Origin of the sequence: Streptomyces sp. HSW2009, assembly GCF_040240285.1 — a bacterium.
Classification (GTDB): domain Bacteria; phylum Actinomycetota; class Actinomycetes; order Streptomycetales; family Streptomycetaceae; genus Streptomyces.
Genome location: NZ_JBEHZD010000082.1, coordinates 1 through 20,003, shown reverse-complemented (window position 1 = coordinate 20,003; position 20,003 = coordinate 1). Strand labels below are relative to the sequence as shown.

Below are 20,003 nucleotides of genomic sequence, written 5' to 3'. Positions count from 1 at the left end.
GGACGGTGGACAGACCGTTCACAACTGCCTTCCGGTGGTGGTCGACGCGGCGCGGCGCGGTGTGGTGCCCCGCTCCCCCCCCCCGGCCGGCGCGGGCCACCCGCGGCCCGTCACCGCCCGCCCCTGGGGGGGCGAGGAGCTCACGGTCGTCCACGTCGCCGTGTGCGGCGTTCTGCACCGGAGCCCCCTCTCGTGCCTGCCGCGCCGGACGCGGATCAACCCGTGATCTTGATCTCCGAGATGCCCCCGCGGTACCCGTCGGCGGTGCCGTCGCTGGGCAGTTCGGTGATGTGGATCAGTACGTACCGGGTCTGGACCGGCTTGTCGAGAGTGGCGGCCAAAGTGTTGTCGGCCCGTTGGAGCTTGCTGAGCTTCTGCGGGAAGTCCGACAGCGTGCTGGGTGACGTCGCGTCGGCGTCGGCGGCCAGCACCTCGACGGTCTGCCCGGGGGCGTAGAAGTCGACGTTGATGCCCGCCACGTCCTGGGGGCTGCCGAGGTCGACGACGATGCCGCTGCCGTCCAGTCGGTTCTTGAGGTTGCCGAAGTTGGCGTAGCCCTCGTAGCGCTTGGTGATCCAGGCGGTGCCGGGCTGCTTGTCGATGGCGGCGCCGACGCGCTCGGGGGCCAGCGGGGTGTCCAGCGGTGAGAACTCGCTGGCGTCCTCGATGGCCAGCGGCTTGGGCGCGGGCTTCGGCGGGCGCTGCGCGTTCTTGTCGTCCTCGTGCTGGCCCGAGTCGCTGGACTCGCCCTCTTCCTTCAGCAGGATGTCCGCGAGCTGCCAGCTTCCCAGCCCGATGGCCGCGATGATCAGGGCCGAAACGGCCCACTTGAGCACCCGACCTGCCCGGCTCTGGAGCGGTGGCGGGGGCGGCGGGGGCACGGGGGCCAGCCGGCGGGCGCCGGTGCCGCCGCGGGTCGGCGGCTGGGCGTAGGCGCCCTGTTGGTAGGTGGTGTGCTGGTAGGCCGGGGTGGCGGTGAACGACGGCTCCGGCGGGCGGGCCCCCGGCATCTCCGCCACGGCCGCGGCGAGCTCACCCGGGGTGGTGCACGGCGGGTCCTGCCGGGAGGCGGTGGCACCGTCGTTCACCAGGGCCCGCATGGCCAGCTCGGACAGCCCGCGGTGGACGCCCGCGCGCACCTGGTCCGGTGCGATGAGGCCGACGCCCTTGGGGAGCCCGGTCAGCCCGTGCGCATCGCTCTCGTACGGCCAGCGCTGGGTCAGCGCGGCGTACAGCAGGGCGCCGATCGCCTCGGTGTCCGTGCGGTGCGGCTGACTGGCGGTGATGCCGCGCAGGGCGGCCATGACGGCGAGGCCGCGGATGCGGTACTGCCCCGACTCGGTGCGCAGCACGGAGTTCGGCGTCAGCCGCAGGTGGGCCAGGCCCTCGCGGTGGGCGGCGGCCATGGCCTGGGAGACCTGGCTGACGAGTTGGTAGGCGTCGTGCGGCTCAAGCGCCCCGGTGGCCAGCACGGTGGTGAGTTCGGTGGCGTCGGAGATCCACTCGTGGACGACGTAGACGAGGTCGTTCTCCTCGACGGCGTCCAGCACCTGGACGAAGCGCGGATCGCCGAGCAGCGCGGCGGAACGGGCGGCGGCCAGGACGGGGCGGGCCCGCGGATGGTCTGCTGGCAGGACGTGCACGCCGACGGCCCGGCGCAGCATCTCGTCGACGGCACGCCAACTGCTGAATCCGTCCAGTCGGGTGACGCACTCCTCCAAACGGTAGCGTCTGGCGAGCTTGTGACCGCTGTGCAGGTCGGGGGGGCTGGTATCGGCCGATGCGCTCTGGCCCTTGCCGGCAGGGCGCGCGGTCTCTGTGTTGTTGCTGGCCTTGTGCTCAGCCTTAGCCTCGTCGGTCGTGGCCTGGTCCGCCTTGGCGGTCAGCGGCTTTCCGCCGCTGCTATCGGCCACGTCGACGGCAGCCGTACTCCGGTCCGCCACCGTCGTTCCCTGCCTCCCCATCCGTTGCGCCTCTTCCACGGCCACGACAATTGTGCCCACAGTCCACCGCCCTGCACGACACACGATGGCGGACGAAGGTTGTGCTGCGGTCAGCGGCCCAGGCGCCCGCGGACCATTCCGACCATCGCGGTCAACTCCTGAATGCGCATGCGTCTGGCCGCGATGTAGAAGATTCCGATCAGTACGATCCCGCCGCCGATCAGGGAAGCGAGCGAGCCGGCGATCCCGCTGCCGAGCGACTGGGTGATGGCGTACGCGGTCGCCCCGGCGAGCGCGGCGGCGGGGATGCAGGCGCCGAACAGGCGCGAGTAGGTGCGCGCCACGTGCCGGCCGTCGAGATCGCCGCCGAGCCGGTCACGCAGCCGCTTCCAGGCGATGCCCACGCCGACCGCGTAGGCCAGGCCGTAGGCGCCGGCCATGCCGACCACGGCCCAGCGGGGCGGCAGCAGCACGTAGCACAGGCCGGAGGCGGCGGCGTTTATGGCCGCGACGATGACCGTGTTGTAGAAGGGGGTGCGGGTGTCCTCGTACGCGTAGAAGCCGCGCAGGACGACGTACTGGACGGAGAACGGGATCAGGCCGAGGCCGAAGGCCATCAGGATGTAGCCCATGGCGCGGGCCGCTTCGACGCCCGATGAGCCGAAGAGCAGGGTGCAGATCGGGACGCCGAGGGCCACGAAGCCGAAGGCGATGGGCACGATGGCCACCGCCGAGGTGCGCAGGCCCTGTGACATGTCGTCGCGGACCGCGCCCACGTCGCCGTCGTGGGCGGCCCGGGAGAGCCGCGGCAGCATCGCGGCCATCACCGAGACGGTGATGATGGCCTGCGGCATGCCCCAGATGAGCTGGGCACTGGAGTAGCCGAGGATGCCGGTGCCCGGGTAGCCCTGATCGGCGGCGGCGGAACCGGCGCCGGTGGCGAGTTGGGTGACGACGATGACGCCGGCCTGGTTGGCGAGGACGAACAGCACGGTCCACTTCGCCAGCTTGGCGGACTTGCCCAGGCCGTGGCCGCGCCAGTCGAACCGGGGCCGGAACCGGAAGCCGGCCTCGCGCAGGTAGGGGATCATCGCCAGCGACTGCACGGTGAGGCCGAGCAGCGTGCCCACGCCGAGCAGCCTGATGCCCTCGGAGGGGATGGTGGTGACGCCGAACTCGGACTTGCTCGCCGAGCCGTAGACGTAGATGAACATCCCGAACGTGGCGATGATGACGATGTTGTTGAGGACCGGGGTCCACATCATGGCGCCGAACTTGCCGCGGGCGTTGAGGATCTGGCCCATCACCACGTGCACGCCCATGAAGAAGATCGTGGGCAGGCAGTAGCGGGCGAAGGTGACGGCGACCTCGTTGGCCGCCGGGTCGCCGGCGATCTCGGGGGACATCATGTGCACGAACAGCGGCGCCGCGAAGATCGAGGCGGCGGTGAGCGCGATGAGGATGACGATGACGAGCGTGAGCAGCCGGTTGGCGTAGGCCACGCCGCCGTCCTCGTCCTCCTTCATGGCGCGTACGAGCTGCGGCACGAAGACGGAGTTGAGGCCGCCGCCGACGGTGAGGAAGAAGATCATCGTCGGCAGCGTCATGGCGACGGTGTACGTGTCGCCGAGGGTGGCGGCACCGAGCGCCGCGACGATCATCATCTGCCGGACGAAGCCGGTCAGCCGGGAGACCATGGTGCCGGCCGCCATCAGGGCGCTGGACTTCAGCAGGCTCGCCGCCTTGCCACCGGCCGGCTTGGGCGCTGCCTGCGCTGCCGCGGCCTTCAGGGCGGCGGGCGAGCCCAGCATCATGGTGGCGTCGACGCCCTGACCAGGTCCTGCGCCCGCCGGCGCGCCGGGCCCCACGGGGCGGTGGTGCCGGCCGTGCGGCGGAGCACCCGGGGCCTGCTGGCCGCGCGGGTCGTGGCCCTGCTGCTGGTACTGGTCCTGCGGGGCGCCCGGGGCCGGCTGCCCGGCCTGCGCCGTCTGGCCGGCCTGAGCTGCCTGGTCATAAGGATTCTGCTGGTAGTACTCGGGCTGACCGGTCTGCTGCCCGTACCCCGTCTGCTGGGCGTACTGTCCGTGCGCGTCGTACTGCTGTGGGTAGTTGCCGCCCTGCTGCGGATACTGCTGGGCCTGCCCGTAGCCCGCTGCGTAGTCACCCTGGGCCTGCTGCTGGCCGTACTGGCCGTGGCCGTAGGCGTCGGGGGCCTGCGGCGCGGGGTGCTGCGGTTCGTAGGGCTGCTGGTCGCGGAAGAGGTGCGCGAAGGCGTCCGGCTCCGGGCGCTGGTCCCCTCCCTGGCCGGCCAGGCCGTCGCCGCCGTACGGGTTCTGGGCTGCGCCGTCGCCGTACCCCGGGTAGTGCGCCGGCTGGCCGGACTCCGGCGCGGACGGCCAGGCGTTCGGGTCCTGCTGCTGCCCGGGGGCGGGCTGGTGGTAGAGGTGCTGCGGCGGGTCGGCGGAGCCGGGGGGCGGCTGGGCCTGCTGGTCGTAGAACCCGTCGCCGTCCTGCACCCGCGGATCGTGCTGGGCGTACGGGTAGGGGGAGTAGCCGTCCTGCGCGTACGGATCCTGCTGGTAGGACGGTTCGCTGTAGGGCGCGTACTGCTGGTACGCCTCGTCGGTGTAGACCGGGAAGGAGCCGGTGACGTACGGCTGCTGGAAGAAGCCCTGCTGGTAGACGTCCTGCGCGTACGGGTCGGGGGTGTACGAGTCCTGCGGGTAGGACGGCTGGTGGTAGGAAGAGGCGTAGGACGGGTCGTGGGCGGAGGCACCGGACTGGTATCCGTGCCCCTGACCCGAGGGGTCCGCGCCCGCGTCACGGTCGCGGTCACCGTTGTACGGCGCGTTCATCGCTACCCCACCTCATCGTCCGCGGCCGTGTGGCCCCACCATTTCCTCAACGGTCCACTTTCTCACCTGAGCCGGATGGGCCAGTGCTTTGCGATCCGGTGTCCGAAGACGGGTCACTCGGCTGCGCGGGGTCCTGCGGGCCCGTTCCGGCGGGTGCACCGGGCCCGTTCTGGGGGTCGACATGCGGGGCGGGGGCTGAATCCGGGCTCTGGCCACCCGGCTTGTCGTCGGGCCCGGCGGTCCCCGGACCCGACCGCTTGCGCTTGATGTAGATCCGGATGCCCGCGAGTACGAGGAGCAGTACTCCCACCGCGATGACCAGTATCACAGTCGAGGTGATGGAGGTGACATTGACCTCGAAGGTCATCGGCTCGCCGTAGGGCTGGCCGTCCTCGGTGAAGAGCTGGGCGATGATCGTCGTCCGGCCGTTGGCCCGGGCCGACGCCTCGAACTTCACCGACTGGCTGTGGCCCCCTTCGATCTTGATGTCCTGCGGATCGCTGACCTTCAGCCGCAGCGGCTGGCTCGACGTCAGTACCAGGCGCAGCTTGTCGACGCCCTGGAAGAGGTCGTTCTTGACGGTGACGGGGATGGTGGCGCTGCGCCCGGAGAGGGTGGCGGGCGACTTCTGGATGATGCCGACCCGCTCGGTCAGGCCCTGGAGATAGGTGCTCACATCGTTACGGAAGGCGGAGCCCCCGCGGGGGTCGCGCCGCCACGATGTGGACATGTCGCGCATGATCGCCGTGCTGAACGGGGTCACCACCCGGTCCTCAGCGGTGAGGACCTTGCGGAAGCGGTCGAGCGTGCGCTGCGTCTCCTGTATCTGGGAGAACGCCGAGGTGGGCAGCTCCCGCTTGCGCAGCGACTTGGGGTAGTCGCCGCGGCCGGGCACCTGCCGGTTGGCGGCCGGGTCGGGCTTGGCCTTGGCGGCCTCGCTCAGGTCCTGCGGCTCGCTCCAGCGCTGGGGCGCCAGGCCGCCGAGCGCGGTGGCCATCGCCTGGGCCTGGTTGGCGGTGGGCATCCGCGGCGGTGCGACGACGATGCTGCGCTGCCGCTCCGGCGTCTGCTGGGTGATCATCAGCGTCTGGGCGAGGAACTCCTGGATGGCCAGGGTGGAGTTCTCGGCGCGCGACATGTCGCCGTCGAAGACGGTCGAGAGCCGGGCGTCGGCCGCGATGGCGGTGGTGCCGCCGCCGATCGGGCGGGCCGAGGTCGGGGTGTAGGGGAGCGTGTCGCTCTCCTGGATGCTGTCGCTGCGGGTGATGACGCGGTGGGCGCCCGCCGAGGTGGCGACGTCGATGACGGAGGAGTCGATGGCGCCGTCCACCGGCCAGGCGAAGTCGGTCTCGGGCGTCATCTGGAGCGTGGACTCCACGGTGCTGACCGCGAGCTTGGTGGCCGACTGGAGGTGGCTGAGCGTCCCGGAGACGACCTTGCCGCGGTGGGCGAGTGAGGCGAGGTCGGGGTCGGCGAACGGCAGTGCCACCACCTTGTGCCCCTGCACCGCCTGGTCGAGGGCGGCCATCCACCGCCGGGCGACCTCCTGGCCGCGGCCCGGGGTGGTCTCCTCACCGTCCTGTACGTCGTAGCCGCGAGCCATCACGTCGACCGTGGCTAGCAGGTCGGGGTCCAGGACCCAGGTGACGGGGAGGTCCTTGCCGAGCGCCACGAGCTGCTGGAGCCGCCCGCCCGGCGCGAGCTCCTTGGCCAACTCGTCGTTGCGGAAGACGGGGGTCTGCTGCTTGTCGGTGTCGGTCCTGGCGGTGATCTGGGTGGTGGCGATGACCGGCCACAGGAAGCTCAGCTTCGTCTTCTTGCCCGGCGGGGTGGTCTGCCACGGCAGGAAGGTCCGCTGGATGCCGAGGACCTGCTGGTAGCCCGGCTCCTTGGCGGTCTCGCCGCTGAGCGAGACGGCGATCTGGTAGACGCCATCCTCACTGAGCGGCAGTTGCCGCAGCGGCACCGCGAGGCTGAAGTCCCGGCTGCCGCCCACGGGCAGCCGGCCGACCTTCGCCGCGTACCTGCTGTCGATCTCCGCCCCGTCGTCCCCGGGGAAGTAGCCGGTGCGGGTGGCGGCCGTGTCGATGGCGCTGCGCCCCCGCATCACCGGGCCGACGCGCAGCCCCACCTGGCCGGCGTTGATGACCGCACGTCCCTTGTTGGTGAGGGTGCCCTTGATGTTGAGCGTGTCGTTGGCGGTCGGGGTCGCGGGGGTCAGCGAGTTGATCGCCACGTCCACCGAGTGCGACCCGGTCGGCTTGGGGGCGGCGTCCGCCCGGGACGGCACGGTGGCCTGCACCAGCCCCGCGACGAGGGGAACGGCCGCCAGCAGCGCCGCGGCGCGCCGTAGCCATCGTCGGGCGGGAGCAGAAGTCGTCCCCTGGAGCTCTGCCGCCTCGGCCACGCGCTCGCCCGTCCCTCGTCGTCGTCAGTGGTCGTCGGTTGTGCGTCCACGCATGGTAACGAGATCCGGTGTGGCGAAGTGCTGGGGAGTGCTCCACATGATCGTCACAGCCCCGGGGTTGGCCGTCGGGCGCCGCCACGTGGATCGATGCGGCCCCGGGCCGGCGGGCAACGTACCCTGTTCTGTTGTGCCGAACGCCAACCATGACAACCAGACCCCGCAGCCGTCCCACGAGCTCAGCCAGGTGCAGCGCCGTGCGGTGAGCGAACTGCTGCGGGTCTCCCCCGTGGCCGACGACCTAGCCGTCCGCTTTCAGCAGGCCGGGTACTCGCTCGCGCTGGTCGGGGGCTCGGTACGGGACGCCCTGCTCGGTCGGCTCGGCAACGATCTCGACTTCACCACGGACGCCAGGCCCGAAGAGGTACTGAAGATCGTCCGGCCCTGGGCGGACGCGGTCTGGGAGGTCGGGATCGCCTTCGGCACCGTGGGGTGCCAGAAGCGCGCACCGGGCCAAGGTGGGGCAAGCCAGAACTTCCAGATTGAGGTCACCACATACCGGTCGGAAGCGTATGACCGGACCTCGCGGAAGCCTGACGTTTCCTACGGCGACTCCATCCAGGAAGATCTCGTCCGGCGAGATTTCACCGTCAACGCCATGGCCGTCGCACTCCCGCAGAAGGAGTTCATCGACCCGCACCACGGCCTGGAGGACCTCGCGGCCGGAGTGCTGCGTACGCCCGGCGCTCCGGAGGCGTCCTTCTCCGACGATCCGCTGCGCATGATGCGGGCCGCGCGCTTCGCCGCCCAGCTCGACTTCCAGGTGGCCCCCGAGGTCGTCGCCGCGATGAAGGCCATGGCCGAGCGCATCGAGATCGTCTCCGCCGAGCGGGTGCGGGACGAGCTCAACAAGCTCATCCTGGCACCGCACCCGCGCAAGGGGCTCAAGCTGCTCGTGGAGTCCGGGCTCGCCGCCCGCGTGCTGCCCGAGCTCCCCGCCCTGCGCCTGGAGCGGGACGAGCACCACCGGCACAAGGACGTGTACGAGCACACGCTGATCGTGCTGGAGCAGGCGATGGACCTGGAGGAGGACGGCCCGGACCTGGTGCTCCGGCTGGCCGCCCTGCTGCACGACATCGGCAAGCCGAAGACACGGCGCTTCGAGTCGGACGGCCGCGTCTCCTTCCACCACCACGAGGTCGTCGGCGCCAAGCTGACCAAGACGCGGATGGGCAAGCTCAAGTACTCCAACGAGCTGATCAAGGACGTCTCGCGTCTTGTGGAGCTGCACCTGCGCTTCCACGGCTACGGCACCGGCGAATGGACGGACTCGGCGGTCCGCCGCTACGTGCGCGACGCGGGCCCCCTCCTGGACCGACTGCACAAGCTGACCCGCTCCGACTGCACCACGCGGAACAAGCGCAAGGCCACCGCGCTCTCCCAGGCGTACGACGGCCTGGAGGAGCGGATCGCGCGGCTGCGGAAGGAAGAGGAACTCGACGCCATCCGGCCCGCGCTCGACGGGAACGAGATCATGCAGATCCTGGGGCTGGCCCCGGGGCCGCAGGTCGGCAAGGCGTACAAGCACATGCTGGAGCTGCGGATGGAGCGCGGGCTGATGGAGCACGAGGCCGCGGTCGAGGCGCTCAAGGAATGGTGGGCGGCTCAGGACTGAGCCAGCCCCGGGAAGCGGTTCGCGGGCTCGCCCGCACGGGCGTCGCCGCCCCCGCCCCGATGTTTCACGTGAAACGGCGCTCGGTTTCACGTGAAACATCGGGGCGGTCTCGTTTCACGTGAAACACGACCAGGCTCACCGCCAGCGCATAGAGCGCGGCCACGAGGAGGACGAGGGTCACCGATGCCCCGTCGTGCGGCAGCATGAGCGCCGCCACCCCCGCCGCGCCGACGAAGGCGACGTTGAAGAACACGTCGTAGAGCGAGAAGATCCGCCCCCGGTAGCCGTCCTCGATCGCGGACTGGACGACCGTGTCCGTGGCGATCTTCGCCCCCTGGGTGGTGAACCCGAGGAGGAAGGCGGCCACCATCATGGGGACCGGCGCGAACGGCAGGCCGAGGGCCGGCTCCAGTACGGCCGCCGCCGTCCCACAGACCGCCATCCAACCGAGCGGCCCGAACCGCGCCACGGCCCAGGGCGTGCACAGCGCGGCGGCGAAGAAGCCCGCACCGGAGATGCCCACCGCCAGCCCGAGGAGCGCCAGGCCGTCCCCGTCGCCATCGCTCCACGCATTGCGGCAGAGCATGAGGACCATGACCGTCAGCGCCCCGTAGCAGAAGCGCATGAGCGTCATCGCGGCCAGCGCCCGGGCCGGCAACGGGCGGTCCGTCAGATGACGCAGTCCGGCGAAGAGGCCGCGGGCGGTGCTCAGGAGCGCCTGCCCGGCCCGGGGCGGGAGCTGGTCCGGATCGGGGCCGAGGAGGTCGCGCGCCATCCGGAGCGAGGCGAGGGCCGCGCAGAGGTAGAGCGCGGAGCCGAGCAGGATGACGAACGCGTCGGATGCCGCGCCCTCGGGGGCCGCCAGCCGTACGACGAAGGCCAGCCCACCTGCCGCGGTGGCCGCGAGGGTGCCCGCCGTCGGGGAGAGGGAGTTGGCCAGGACGAGCTGTTCGCCGGCCGGCACCACACGCGGCAGCGCGGCCGAGAGCCCGGCCAGGACGAAGCGGTTGACGGCCGTGACGGCGAGGGCCGAGGCGTAGAAGAGGGCGTCGGGCACGTCCGCCACGATCAGCGCGGCCGTGACGGCGGCCAGGACGACCCGGGCCAGGTTCCCGTACAGCAGCACCTGGCGTCGGCGCCAGCGGTCGAGGAGGACGCCGGCGAACGGGCCGAGCAGCGAGTACGGCAGCAGGAGTACGGCCATGGCCGAGGCGATGGCGGCGGCCGAGGTCTCCTTCTCGGGCGAGAAGACGACGTAGGAGGCGAGCGCCACCTGATAGACACCGTCGGCCCCCTGGGAGAGCAGCCGGACGGTGAGCAGCCGACGGAAGTCGCCGAGCCGCAGGAGTTCGCGCAGACCTCGCACCACGGGCATGGCGCACAGCTTCACACAGCGCGCGGGCCCCCGAGGAATCCGTCCCCGGGGGCCACGCGCTGAGGGTGTCGAGGGTGAACGCTTAGCGCTCGACCTCGCCCTTGATGAACTTCTCGACGTTCTCCCGGGCCTGGTCGTCGAAGTACTGCACCGGGGGCGACTTCATGAAGTACGAGGAGGCCGACAGGATCGGGCCGCCGATGCCCCGGTCCTTGGCGATCTTCGCGGCACGCAGCGCGTCGATGATCACGCCCGCCGAGTTGGGGGAGTCCCAGACCTCAAGCTTGTACTCCAGGTTCAGCGGGACGTCGCCGAACGCACGGCCTTCCAGGCGGACGTACGCCCACTTGCGGTCGTCCAGCCAGGCCACGTAGTCCGACGGGCCGATGTGGACGTTCTTCTCGCCCAGCTCGCGGTCGGGGATCTGCGAGGTGACGGCCTGCGTCTTGGAGATCTTCTTGGACTCCAGGCGCTCGCGCTCCAACATGTTCTTGAAGTCCATGTTGCCGCCGACGTTCAACTGCATCGTGCGGTCCAGGATGACGCCGCGGTCCTCGAAGAGCTTGGCCATCACGCGGTGCGTGATGGTCGCGCCCACCTGGGACTTGATGTCGTCACCGACGATCGGCACGCCGGCCTCGGTGAACTTGTCGGCCCACTCCTTGGTGCCCGCGATGAACACCGGCAGCGCGTTGACGAAGGCGACCTTGGCGTCGATGGCGCACTGCGCGTAGTACTTCGCAGCCTGCTCGGAGCCCACCGGCAGGTAGCAGACGAGGACGTCGACCTGACGGTCCTTGAGGATCTGGACGATGTCGACGGGAGCCTCGGGCGACTCCTCGATCGTCTCGCGGTAGTACTTGCCGAGACCGTCGTAGGTGTGGCCGCGCTGCACCGTGATGCCGCTGTTGGGCACGTCGCAGATCTTGATGGTGTTGTTCTCGCTGGCACCGATCGCGTCCGCGAGGTCGAGACCGACCTTCTTGGCGTCCACGTCGAAGGCGGCCACGAACTCGACGTCCCGCACGTGGTACTCGCCGAACTGCACGTGCATCAGACCCGGGACGCGGCTGTCCGGGTCGGCGTCCTTGTAGTACTCGACGCCCTGGACCAGCGAGGCAGCGCAGTTGCCCACGCCAACGATGGCTACGCGAACCGAACCCATTCCGGTTGCTCCCTGTGTGTATTCGACGAAGCCCTGCGGGGTGCAGGGCCTCACTTGGCGGTCTCGTCGGACGGGTCCGGCCGGGTACCACCCCGGTGCCGGGGCAGGCCGCCCGTGTCTTCCGATGTGTCCTGCTCGGCGGCCGGGCGCTGCTCGCGACCCGCCCGCTCACTTTCGATCAGCTCGTTCAGCCAGCGGACTTCGCGTTCCACCGACTCCATGCCGTGCCGCTGGAGCTCCAACGTGTAGTCGTCGAGCCGCTCACGGGTACGCGCCAGCGAGGCCCGCATCTTCTCCAGGCGCTCCTCCAACCGGCTGCGCCGGCCTTCGAGGACGCGCATCCGTACGTCGCGCGAGGTCTGGCCGAAGAAGGCGAAGCGGACACCGAAGTGCTCGTCCTCCCAGGCGTCGGGCCCGGTGTGGGAGAGCAACTCCTCGAAGCGCTCCTTGCCCTCCGCCGTCAGTCGGTAGACGATCTTGGCTCGTCGTCCGCCGAGTGCGGCAGTGGACGGCACCACCCGTCCTGCGGGCACGGACGCGTCCTCGGGGGCGCCGCCCGACTCCTCGATCAACCAGCCGTTGCCGACCAGCGTCTTGAGGCAGGGATAGAGGCTGCCGTAACTGAAGGCGCGGAACACCCCGAGCGAGGTGTTCAACCGCTTCCGCAGCTCGTACCCGTGCATGGGGGACTCCCGCAGCAGACCGAGAACGGCGAACTCCAGTACGCCGGAACGCCTGCTCATCCCCCGCCCCTCCACGTCTGCCGCTGTCCCGTTGTGTCGAGCTGATGTATCGACTCGATACATCCAGACGATAGAACGGCGCCTCCCCCAGAACAAGGGCGGGCGCGGTGAACGAGGTCACATCACCGATTCGTGCGAACCAACGTGCCTGATTTGAACTGAAGATGATGGGTGGGTCGGTTTTGACCGTGCGTACTCTGTTCGCCATGCAGACCACCGGGAACCGTGCGACGCCGCCACGCGTCTTCGTCCTGGATGCCGTGCGTCCGGCTGCCCTTCGGCGCTGGTGCGTACGTTGGGGGGACCGCAAGCCACATGCCGCTTCCAGGCGATCGCGCCTGCCCGAGGAGTAGTCGTTCCATGAGCGAGCACCGTCGCAAGCCGCCGCAGCCCCAGGGCGGCGGACGAGCAGCGGCCAGGCGTGCCGCGCAGCAGCCGCCAGGCCGCCGCGCCGCGCCACCGCACAGCAGCACGGGGTCGGGCTCCGATCCACAGGAGTCACCCGAAGCAGGACTGCCGCGTGGTGGACGGGCCGAGGCCCGCCGCGCGGCCCGTAGCGGCGGAGGGCGCCGCAGAGCAGGAGCGGCGGGCACGGGCGCCGCGGCTGGGGCGAGCGCGGCACACGGATCGGCGGGCGCCGGTGGGGCCGGCGCGCACGGCGGTGGAACTGGGGGCGACGGGGGCCGCGGTGGCCCGGGCGGCCCGGGGGCTGCCGGTGGCGGTCGCGGGCGCGGCCGGGGGCCGGCGACGCCGGGGCGCACCAAGAAGCGCTTCATCGACTATCCACGGATGGGCAAGCGCGGCTTCAAGCGCTGGGTGCCGTCCTGGAAGCTAGTCACCGGCACCACGCTGGTCTTCATGCTGCTGCTGATCGGGGCCGTCGGCGTCGCGCTGATGCTGGTGGAGGTGCCGACGGCGCAGGCCGCGTCCAAGACGCAGAAGAACGTGTACTACTGGAGCGACGGCAAGCAGATGGTCGTCTCCGGCGGTGGCGACCTGAACCGGCAGATCGTGCCGCTCTCCAAGATTCCCAAGTCGATGCGGAACGCGGTCATCGCCGCCGAGAACGCCTCGTTCTACGACGACGCGGGCGTCGACCCGATGGGTGTGGCCCGCGCCGTGGTCAACATGGCCAAGGGCGGTCAGACCCAGAGTGGTTCGACCATCACCCAACAGTTCGTCAAGAACACCTACCTGGGCCAGGAGCAGACGCTCAAGCGCAAGGTCACCGAGCTCTTCATCTCCATCAAGGTCGGCGCCACCCGGGACAAGGACGACATCCTTGAGGGCTACCTCAACACCGCGTACTACGGCCGCGGCGCGTACGGCATCCAGGCCGCGGCCCGGGCGTACTACGACAAGGACTGCGAGGACCTGACCACCAGCGAGAGCGCGTTCCTCGCGGCCACGCTGAACGGCCCCAACCTCTACGACCCGGCCGGTGGCACCGGCCTCGCGGCGACCAAGGAGAAGAACCGCAAGCGGGCCGAGCAGCGCTGGTCGTGGACGCTGGACCGCGAGGTGAAGGTGGACCGGCTCGCGAAGGAGGAACGGGAGAAGATCACCAAGTTCCCGGAGCCGCAGAAGCCGAAGCTGGCGACGAACAAGGCTGGTCAGATCGGTTACCTCACCGACCTCGCCGACAACTACATCATCGCCAACTCTGACATCTCCAAGGCCGAGTTGGACCGTGGTGGGTACCAGATCCACACCACCTTCGACCGGACCAAGATGCGGGCCCTGGAGAAGACGGTCCAGGACGTTTCGAAGAAGAACATCAAGCCGAACAAGCGCAAGCAGGACAAGCACGTCCAGTTCGGCGGGGCGTCCGTGGAGCCGGGCACCGGCAAGATCGTCGCCATCTACGGCGGCAAGGACGCGCTGGAGCACTACACCAACAACGCCGACGACACCGGTGTCCAGGTGGGCTCCACGTTCAAGCCGTTCGTGCTGGCCGCGGCCATGACCGACGGCAAGCGCGACCCCGAGCTGCCGCCCGAGCAGTCCCGCGAGCAGCGCACCCTCGTCTCGCCCAAGAGCATCTACAACGGCGACAACAAGCTGGCGCTGCGGGACTACACGGGCAAGATCTGGCTCGACAAGGACGGCAAGGAGTGGCACCAGCGCAACGACGGTGACGAGAACCGGGGCAAGATCGACCTGCGCGAGTCCATGCAGTTCTCGGTGAACACGCCGTTCATCCAGCTCGGCATGGACGTCGGCACCGACAAGGTGCGGGACGCGGCGCTCGCGGCGGGGCTGAGCAAGAACCAGCTCGCCTCCATCACCCCGACGTTCTCGCTCGGCACCTCGTCGCCCAGCGCGATCCGGCTCGCCGGCGCGTACGCCACCTTCGCGGCCAGCGGCAAGCAGGCCGACCCGTACTCGGTGACCAAGGTCGAGCGGGACGGGGCCGAGGTGTACGCACACGAGGACAAGATCGAGCAGGCCTTCGAGCCGAGCGTGGCCGACAACGTCACCGACGTGCTGAAGACGGTCGTGGAGCACGGCACCGGCACCTCCGCGAAGATCGGGCGGGACGCCGCGGGCAAGACCGGCACCACCGACGACAACAAGTCGGCCTGGTTCGCCGGGTACACCCCGCAACTGGCCACCGCGATCGGCATGTGGCGCGTCGACGACCAGGCCAAGAACCAGAAGTTCCTGCCGATGTACGGCGTGGGCTCCGACAGCGGCACGGAGAGCATCCACGGTGCCTCGTACCCGGCCGAGATCTGGGCCGGCTACATGCGGGAAGCGCTCAAGGGCACGGAAGAAGTGAAGTTCCCGAAGCCCTCCCCGATCGGCGAGAAGATCTACGGCGACGGCGCGAGCCCGCCGCCTAGCAAGAAGCCCACGCAGCCCGCGGAGACGCCGTCCGAGGAACCGTCGGAGACGCCGTCGGAGACGCCGTCCAAGACGCCGTCCGAGACGCCCTCGAAGACCCCGTCCGAGACGCCCTCGAAGACGCCGTCCGAGACCCCGTCCGACAGTTGCGGGCCCTTCGACCCGAACTGTGGCCAGAACGGTGGGCCCGGCAGCGGACCTGGCGGGCCCGGCGGACCCGGCAGCGGCGAGGGCGGTCCCGGCAGCGGCCCGGGAGGCCCGGGCGGACCCGGTGGCCCGGGCAGCACCGGAACGCCGACCACCACGCCGCCGGGCGAGGACGACAGCGGAGGCTGGTTCTAGCTCCGGACGTCCGGGCCGCGGGCACAGGCCGCGCGGCATGACGTGAAGCAGGAACCACAGGGCGGGCTCGAACCACGGGCCCGCCCTGTGGCGTTTCTCGCTGGGGGCTGGGGGCTGGGGGCTGGGGGCTGGGGGCTAAGGCTGAGGCTGGGCGTTTGGTTGCGGGTGTCGGGCGAGACAGCCGCCGATCGACCGGCCGGCCCGGGGACGTCTGGGAGGCCGCGAGGCTCGGGCCGCTGCACCAGCCCGCCCGTCGGACCAGCCCGCCCGCAGCGCCCGGTCCCCCCCCGCGCCCGCACCCCTGCCCCCTGCCCCCTGGTCTCTGCCCCTGCACTCCGGCCGGCGTGCAGGCCCGATGTCCGGCCGTCGCCGTCCCGCGGCAGCGCGTACGGCAGGATGAGGGCATGACGAGCGTCCACGGTCCTCACGGCAGCGACACCGCCGCCCGGAACCCCGTACGGCCGACCGCCGAGGACGAGGTGTCGGCCGCCGGTAGCGAGTTGATCGGCGGGCCGCTCGGGCGCCGGGCGCTGACCGGCATCAACTGGTGGACACCGGTGCGGATCATCGCGCTGGTGGCCATCGGCATGTTCGCGCTCGGCATGGCCCAGAAGGCGCCGTGCTACGACGGCGGCTGGTTCTTCGGCGCCACCAGCCAGTACACGCACGCCTGCTACTCCGACATCCCCCACCTGTACGGTGGCCGCGGTTTCTCCATCGACCTCGTGCCGTACTTCGACCGCATCCCGCAGGACGTCTCCGGCGGCATGGACTACCTCGAATACCCGGTCCTGACCGGGCTGTTCATGGAGGTGGCCTCCTGGTTGACCCCGCACGGCGGCAGCGACCAGCACCGGGCCCAGGTCTACTGGCTGGTGAACTCCGGGATGCTGATGATCTGCGCCGTGGTCATCGCCGTCTGCGTGGCCCGCACCCACCGCCGCCGGCCGTGGGACGCGCTGCTGGTCGCCCTCGCCCCGGCGTTCGCGCTGACCGCCACCATCAACTGGGACCTGTTCGCGGTCGCCCTGACCGCCGTCGCCCTGCTGCTGTGGTCCCGCAGCCGGCCGCTGGCCGCCGGCGTGCTGCTGGGGCTCGCCACCGCGGCCAAGCTCTACCCCGTACTGCTGCTCGGTCCGCTGCTGCTGCTGTGCCTACGGGCCGGGAAGTGGCGGGCCTTCTGGAGCGCCACCGCCGGCGCCGTCGCGGCCTGGCTCGTGGTGAACCTGCCGGTCATGCTCACCCAGAACGACCAGGGCGACCTGGCCGTCAGGGAGGGCTGGAAGAAGTTCTACACCTTCAGCCAGGAGCGGCCCGTCGACTTCGGCTCCATCTGGCTGATCATCTCGCAGCGCTCCGGCCACCCCCTGGACAACGCCAACACCTACGCCACGGTCCTGATGCTCTTCGCCTGCGCCGGCATCGCCGCCCTCGCGCTGTGCGCGCCCCGCCGCCCGCGGCTGGCGCAGCTCGCGTTCCTGGTGGTCGCGGCGTTCATCCTGACCAACAAGGTCTACTCGCCGCAGTACGTGCTGTGGCTGGTCCCGCTGGCCGTGCTGGCCAGGCCCCGCTGGCGCGACTTCCTCATCTGGCAGGCCTGCGAGGTGGCCTACTTCCTCGGCATCTGGATGTACCTCGCGTACACCGGCAGCGGCAGCAAGCATCAGGGCCTGCCCACCGACGGCTACCAGTTGGCCATCGTGGTGCACCTGCTCGGCACGCTCTTCCTGTGCGCGATGGTCGTCCGCGACGCGCTGCTGCCCGACCGCGACCCGGTACGCGCCGACGGCTGCGACGACCCGTCGGGAGGCGTCCTGGACAACGCCCCCGACGTGTTCACGCTCCGCAGCCAGTGGTCGGCGGAGGAGTCGAAGGCCGGGTACGTGCAGTGGGGGGCCGCGGAGCAGGGCACGCACGGCGGCACCCGCCCCGAATAGCCGCGGTGCCCCGTCCCGCCTGCCGGGGCACCCTCTCCCGAGGGCTCCGGCCGGCGGTCAGGGCGCGGATCAGCGGTCCAGAATCCGGTCGTACTGGGTGGTGGTGTGCCGCAGATGGGCCACCAGCTCGTCGCCCACCTGCGGCGCCGGCACGTCACCGGGGACGAAGAGGATCGAGACCTGCATGTGCGGCGGCTCCGCGAACCAGCGCTGCTTGCCGGCCCAGCTGAAGGGCGACAGGTTGCGGTTGACGGTGGCGAGCCCGGCCCGGGCCACGCCCTTGGCGCGCGGCATCATGCCGTGCAGCGCCTTGGGGGCCTCCAGGCCGACGCCGTGCGAGGTGCCGCCGGCGACGACGACCAGATAGCCGTCGCCCGCGGTCTTCTGCTGGCGGTAGCCGAACCGGTCGCCCTTGGCGACCCGGGTGACGTCGAGGACCGAGCCGCGGTACTCCGTCGCGTCGTGGTCGCCCAGCCAGAGCCGGGTGCCGATCCGGGCGCGGAAGCGGGTCTGCGGGAACTGCTGCTGGAGCCGGCCCAGCTCATCGGACTTGAGGTGGCTCACGAACATGGTGTGCAGCGGCAGCCGCGCCGCCCGCAGCCGGTCCATCCACGCGATGACCTCCTCCACCGCGTCCGAACCGTCGGTGCGGTCCAGCGGGAGGTGGATGGCGAACCCTTCGAGCCGTACGTTCTCGATCGCCGCGTGCAGCTTCGGCAGGTCCTCCTCGGTCACCCCGTGCCGCTTCATGCTGCTCATGACCTCGATCATGACGCGGGCGTTGACCAGCCCGTACACGCCGTCGACGGAGGAGACCGAGCGGATGACGCGGTCGGGCAGCGGCACCGGCTCCTCGCCGCGCCGGAACGGGGTGAGCACCAGCAGGTCGCCGCTGAAGGAGTCCTTCATGCGCGCGGCCTCGTAGGTGGTGCCGACGGCGAGGATGTCGGAGCCCATGCGGGTGGTCTCCTCGGCCAGCCGGTCATGGCCGAAGCCGTAGCCGTTGCCCTTGCAGACCGGGACCATGCCGGGGAACTGCTGGAGGACGCTCTGCTGGTGGGCCCGCCAACGCGCGGTGTCGACGTAGAGGGTGAGCGCCATGGCTGGGGGGAGACCTTTCTCGTCAGTCGGCTCGGGATGCAGTCGTGATCGGTACGGTGCCGGGCGGTCCCGGCGCGGTCGGGCGGCGGCCGGCCCGGGGCCGGTCCGGGGTGGCGCGGCGGTCGGCGCCGGCGCGGGGCCCGGGCGCTAGCGGCGGGACATATACATGTCGAGCGCCTTGTGCAGCAGCTTGTTCAGCGGGAAGTCCCACTCGCCCAGGTACTCCGCGGCCTGGCCGCCGGTGCCGACCTTGAACTGGATCAGGCCGAAGAGGTGGTCGTTCTCGTCCAGCGAGTCGCTGATGCCGCGCAGGTCGTAGACGCTGGCGCCGAGCGCGTAGGCGTCCCGCAGCATGCGCCACTGCATCGCGTTGGAGGGCCGGACCTCGCGCTTGTGGTTGGCCGATGCACCGTAGGAGTACCAGACGTGCCCGCCGACGATCAGCATCGTGGCGGCGGCCACCGCCTCGCCCTCGTGCATGGCGAAGTACAGCCGCATCCGGTTGGGGTCCTCGGAGTTCAGCGTCGTCCACATGCGCTGGAAGTAGCTGAGGGGCCGCGGCCGGAAGTGGTCGCGCTCGGCGGTGATCTCGTACAGCCGCTGCCACTCGCCGAGGTGCTCGTAGCCGCCCTGGACGACCTCGACGCCGGCCTTCTCGGCCTTCTTGATGTTGCGCCGCCACAACTGGTTGAAGCCCTTGTGGACGGATTCCAGCGAACGGTTCTCCAGCGGCACCTGGAACACGTACCGCGGCTGTACGTCACCGAAGCCGGCGCCGCCGTCCTCGCCCTGCTGCCAGCCCATCTTCCGCAGCCGGTCGGCGACCTCGAAGGCGCGCGGCTCGATGTGGGTGGCCTCGATGTCCCGCAGCCGCTTCACGTCCGGGTTCTGGATGCCTGCCTTGATCGCGGCGGCGTCCCAGCGCCGGATGATCACGGGCGGGCCCATCTTCACGGAGAACGCGCCCTGCCGCTTGAGGTGCGCGAGCATCGGCCGCAGCCAGTCCTCCAGGTTCGGCGCGTACCAGTTGAGCACCGGCCCCTCGGGGAGGTACGCCAGATACCGCTTGATCTTGGGGAGCTGGCGGTAGAGCACCAGGCCGGCGCCGACGATCTGACCCGTGCTGTCGAACCAGCCGAGGCTCTCCGAGCGCCATTCGGTCTTGACGTCTGCCCACGCCGGGACCTGCATGTGGCTCGCCGACGGCAGGCTCTGGATGTACGCCAGATGCTGCTCGCGGCTGATGGTCCTCAGGGTCAGACTCATTGCGGGGCGCTCCTCGGGCAGGTGTGTCCCCAGTGTCGGGGCTCCGGCTCTCGCGGCGAAGCCTACTGCGAGAGGGTGCACCCGAGGCTGGGCCTACGGCGATGGATGCCCTGCGGGCCCGGCGGTCACGCCGCAGGACCCGGGCCCGAGGAAGCGGTGACGCCACGGCCGGGGGGGGGGGGGGCCCCCCCCCCCCCCCCCCGCCCGCGGGCGCCCCCCCCCCCCCCCCCCCCCCGCGGCCGGCGCGGGCCCCCCCCCCCCCCCGGCCGCGGGCCCCCCCCCCCCCCCACGGCGGCGACCTCGGCCGCCGTGACGCGCATGCTCTGGCCGGCGCCCTCGGGCTTGGAGTC

Annotated in this window: 12 protein-coding genes; 3 read left to right on the top strand and 9 right to left on the bottom strand. The window is 70.8% G+C overall.

Annotated elements, in window-relative coordinates:
* Positions 1-215: 215 nt before the first annotated feature.
* The 3 genes from AAHZ94_RS09505 to AAHZ94_RS09495 form a co-directional block, all read right to left on the bottom strand.
* Complete coding sequence (locus AAHZ94_RS09505; protein ID WP_349992154.1) at positions 216-1,943, bottom strand: protein kinase family protein; 1,728 nt, start codon at positions 1,941-1,943, stop codon at positions 216-218.
* 110 nt (positions 1,944-2,053) lie between these two features.
* On the bottom strand, positions 2,054-4,798 hold the full coding sequence (gene murJ, locus AAHZ94_RS09500; protein WP_349992152.1) for a murein biosynthesis integral membrane protein MurJ: 2,745 nt from the start codon (positions 4,796-4,798) through the stop codon (positions 2,054-2,056).
* A 46-nt stretch (positions 4,799-4,844) separates the two neighbouring features.
* Positions 4,845-7,205, bottom strand: coding sequence for a DUF6049 family protein (locus tag AAHZ94_RS09495; protein ID WP_349992150.1), 2,361 nt, complete (start codon positions 7,203-7,205; stop codon positions 4,845-4,847).
* 187 nt (positions 7,206-7,392) lie between these two features.
* On the opposite strand from AAHZ94_RS09495, the gene AAHZ94_RS09490 reads away from it, so the two are divergent.
* On the top strand, positions 7,393-8,877 hold the full coding sequence (locus tag AAHZ94_RS09490) for a CCA tRNA nucleotidyltransferase (RefSeq protein ID WP_349992149.1): 1,485 nt from the start codon (positions 7,393-7,395) through the stop codon (positions 8,875-8,877).
* Positions 8,878-8,941: 64 nt separating this feature from the next.
* Here AAHZ94_RS09490 and AAHZ94_RS09485 read toward each other — a convergent pair whose 3' ends face one another.
* The 3 genes from AAHZ94_RS09485 to AAHZ94_RS09475 all read right to left on the bottom strand — a co-directional run bounded on the left by AAHZ94_RS09485 (position 8,942) and on the right by AAHZ94_RS09475 (position 12,160).
* Positions 8,942-10,252, bottom strand: a complete 1,311-nt coding sequence (locus tag AAHZ94_RS09485; RefSeq protein ID WP_349992147.1) for an MFS transporter — start codon at positions 10,250-10,252, stop codon at positions 8,942-8,944.
* Positions 10,253-10,334: 82 nt separating this feature from the next.
* Complete coding sequence (locus AAHZ94_RS09480) at positions 10,335-11,417, bottom strand: inositol-3-phosphate synthase (RefSeq protein WP_349992146.1); 1,083 nt, start codon at positions 11,415-11,417, stop codon at positions 10,335-10,337.
* A gap of 50 nt (positions 11,418-11,467) precedes the next feature.
* Positions 11,468-12,160 (bottom strand): PadR family transcriptional regulator, encoded by a 693-nt coding sequence (locus AAHZ94_RS09475; protein ID WP_349992144.1) that lies wholly within the window; start codon positions 12,158-12,160, stop codon positions 11,468-11,470.
* A 360-nt stretch (positions 12,161-12,520) separates the two neighbouring features.
* On the opposite strand from AAHZ94_RS09475, the gene AAHZ94_RS09470 reads away from it, so the two are divergent.
* Positions 12,521-15,349 (top strand): transglycosylase domain-containing protein, encoded by a 2,829-nt coding sequence (locus tag AAHZ94_RS09470; RefSeq protein WP_349992143.1) that lies wholly within the window; start codon positions 12,521-12,523, stop codon positions 15,347-15,349.
* A 404-nt stretch (positions 15,350-15,753) separates the two neighbouring features.
* On the top strand, positions 15,754-17,286 hold the full coding sequence (locus AAHZ94_RS09465) for a glycosyltransferase family 87 protein (protein ID WP_349992141.1): 1,533 nt from the start codon (positions 15,754-15,756) through the stop codon (positions 17,284-17,286).
* Between the two features lie 69 nt (positions 17,287-17,355).
* Here AAHZ94_RS09465 and AAHZ94_RS09460 read toward each other — a convergent pair whose 3' ends face one another.
* The 3 genes from AAHZ94_RS09460 to AAHZ94_RS09450 form a co-directional block, all read right to left on the bottom strand.
* Positions 17,356-18,387, bottom strand: a complete 1,032-nt coding sequence (locus tag AAHZ94_RS09460) for an alanine racemase (protein WP_349992139.1) — start codon at positions 18,385-18,387, stop codon at positions 17,356-17,358.
* Positions 18,388-18,534: 147 nt separating this feature from the next.
* Positions 18,535-19,653 carry a lipid II:glycine glycyltransferase FemX gene (locus AAHZ94_RS09455; protein ID WP_349992138.1) on the bottom strand — a complete coding sequence of 373 codons (1,119 nt, stop codon included), beginning with the start codon at positions 19,651-19,653 and terminating at the stop codon, positions 18,535-18,537.
* 125 nt (positions 19,654-19,778) lie between these two features.
* Positions 19,779-20,003: hypothetical protein (locus AAHZ94_RS09450; protein ID WP_349992136.1), on the bottom strand; the 225-nt coding region annotated here is incomplete at its 5' end.

Coding starts and splice junctions, on each gene's coding strand:
- murJ (WP_349992152.1), bottom strand. CDS start 4,798: ATGAACGCGCCGTACAACGGTGACCGCGACCGTGACGCGGGCGCGGAC.
- AAHZ94_RS09475 (WP_349992144.1), bottom strand. CDS start 12,160: ATGAGCAGGCGTTCCGGCGTACTGGAGTTCGCCGTTCTCGGTCTGCTG.
- AAHZ94_RS09465 (WP_349992141.1), top strand. CDS start 15,754: ATGACGAGCGTCCACGGTCCTCACGGCAGCGACACCGCCGCCCGGAAC.
- AAHZ94_RS09480 (WP_349992146.1), bottom strand. CDS start 11,417: ATGGGTTCGGTTCGCGTAGCCATCGTTGGCGTGGGCAACTGCGCTGCC.
- AAHZ94_RS09470 (WP_349992143.1), top strand. CDS start 12,521: ATGAGCGAGCACCGTCGCAAGCCGCCGCAGCCCCAGGGCGGCGGACGA.
- AAHZ94_RS09460 (WP_349992139.1), bottom strand. CDS start 18,387: ATGGCGCTCACCCTCTACGTCGACACCGCGCGTTGGCGGGCCCACCAG.
- AAHZ94_RS09485 (WP_349992147.1), bottom strand. CDS start 10,252: ATGCCCGTGGTGCGAGGTCTGCGCGAACTCCTGCGGCTCGGCGACTTC.
- AAHZ94_RS09455 (WP_349992138.1), bottom strand. CDS start 19,653: ATGAGTCTGACCCTGAGGACCATCAGCCGCGAGCAGCATCTGGCGTAC.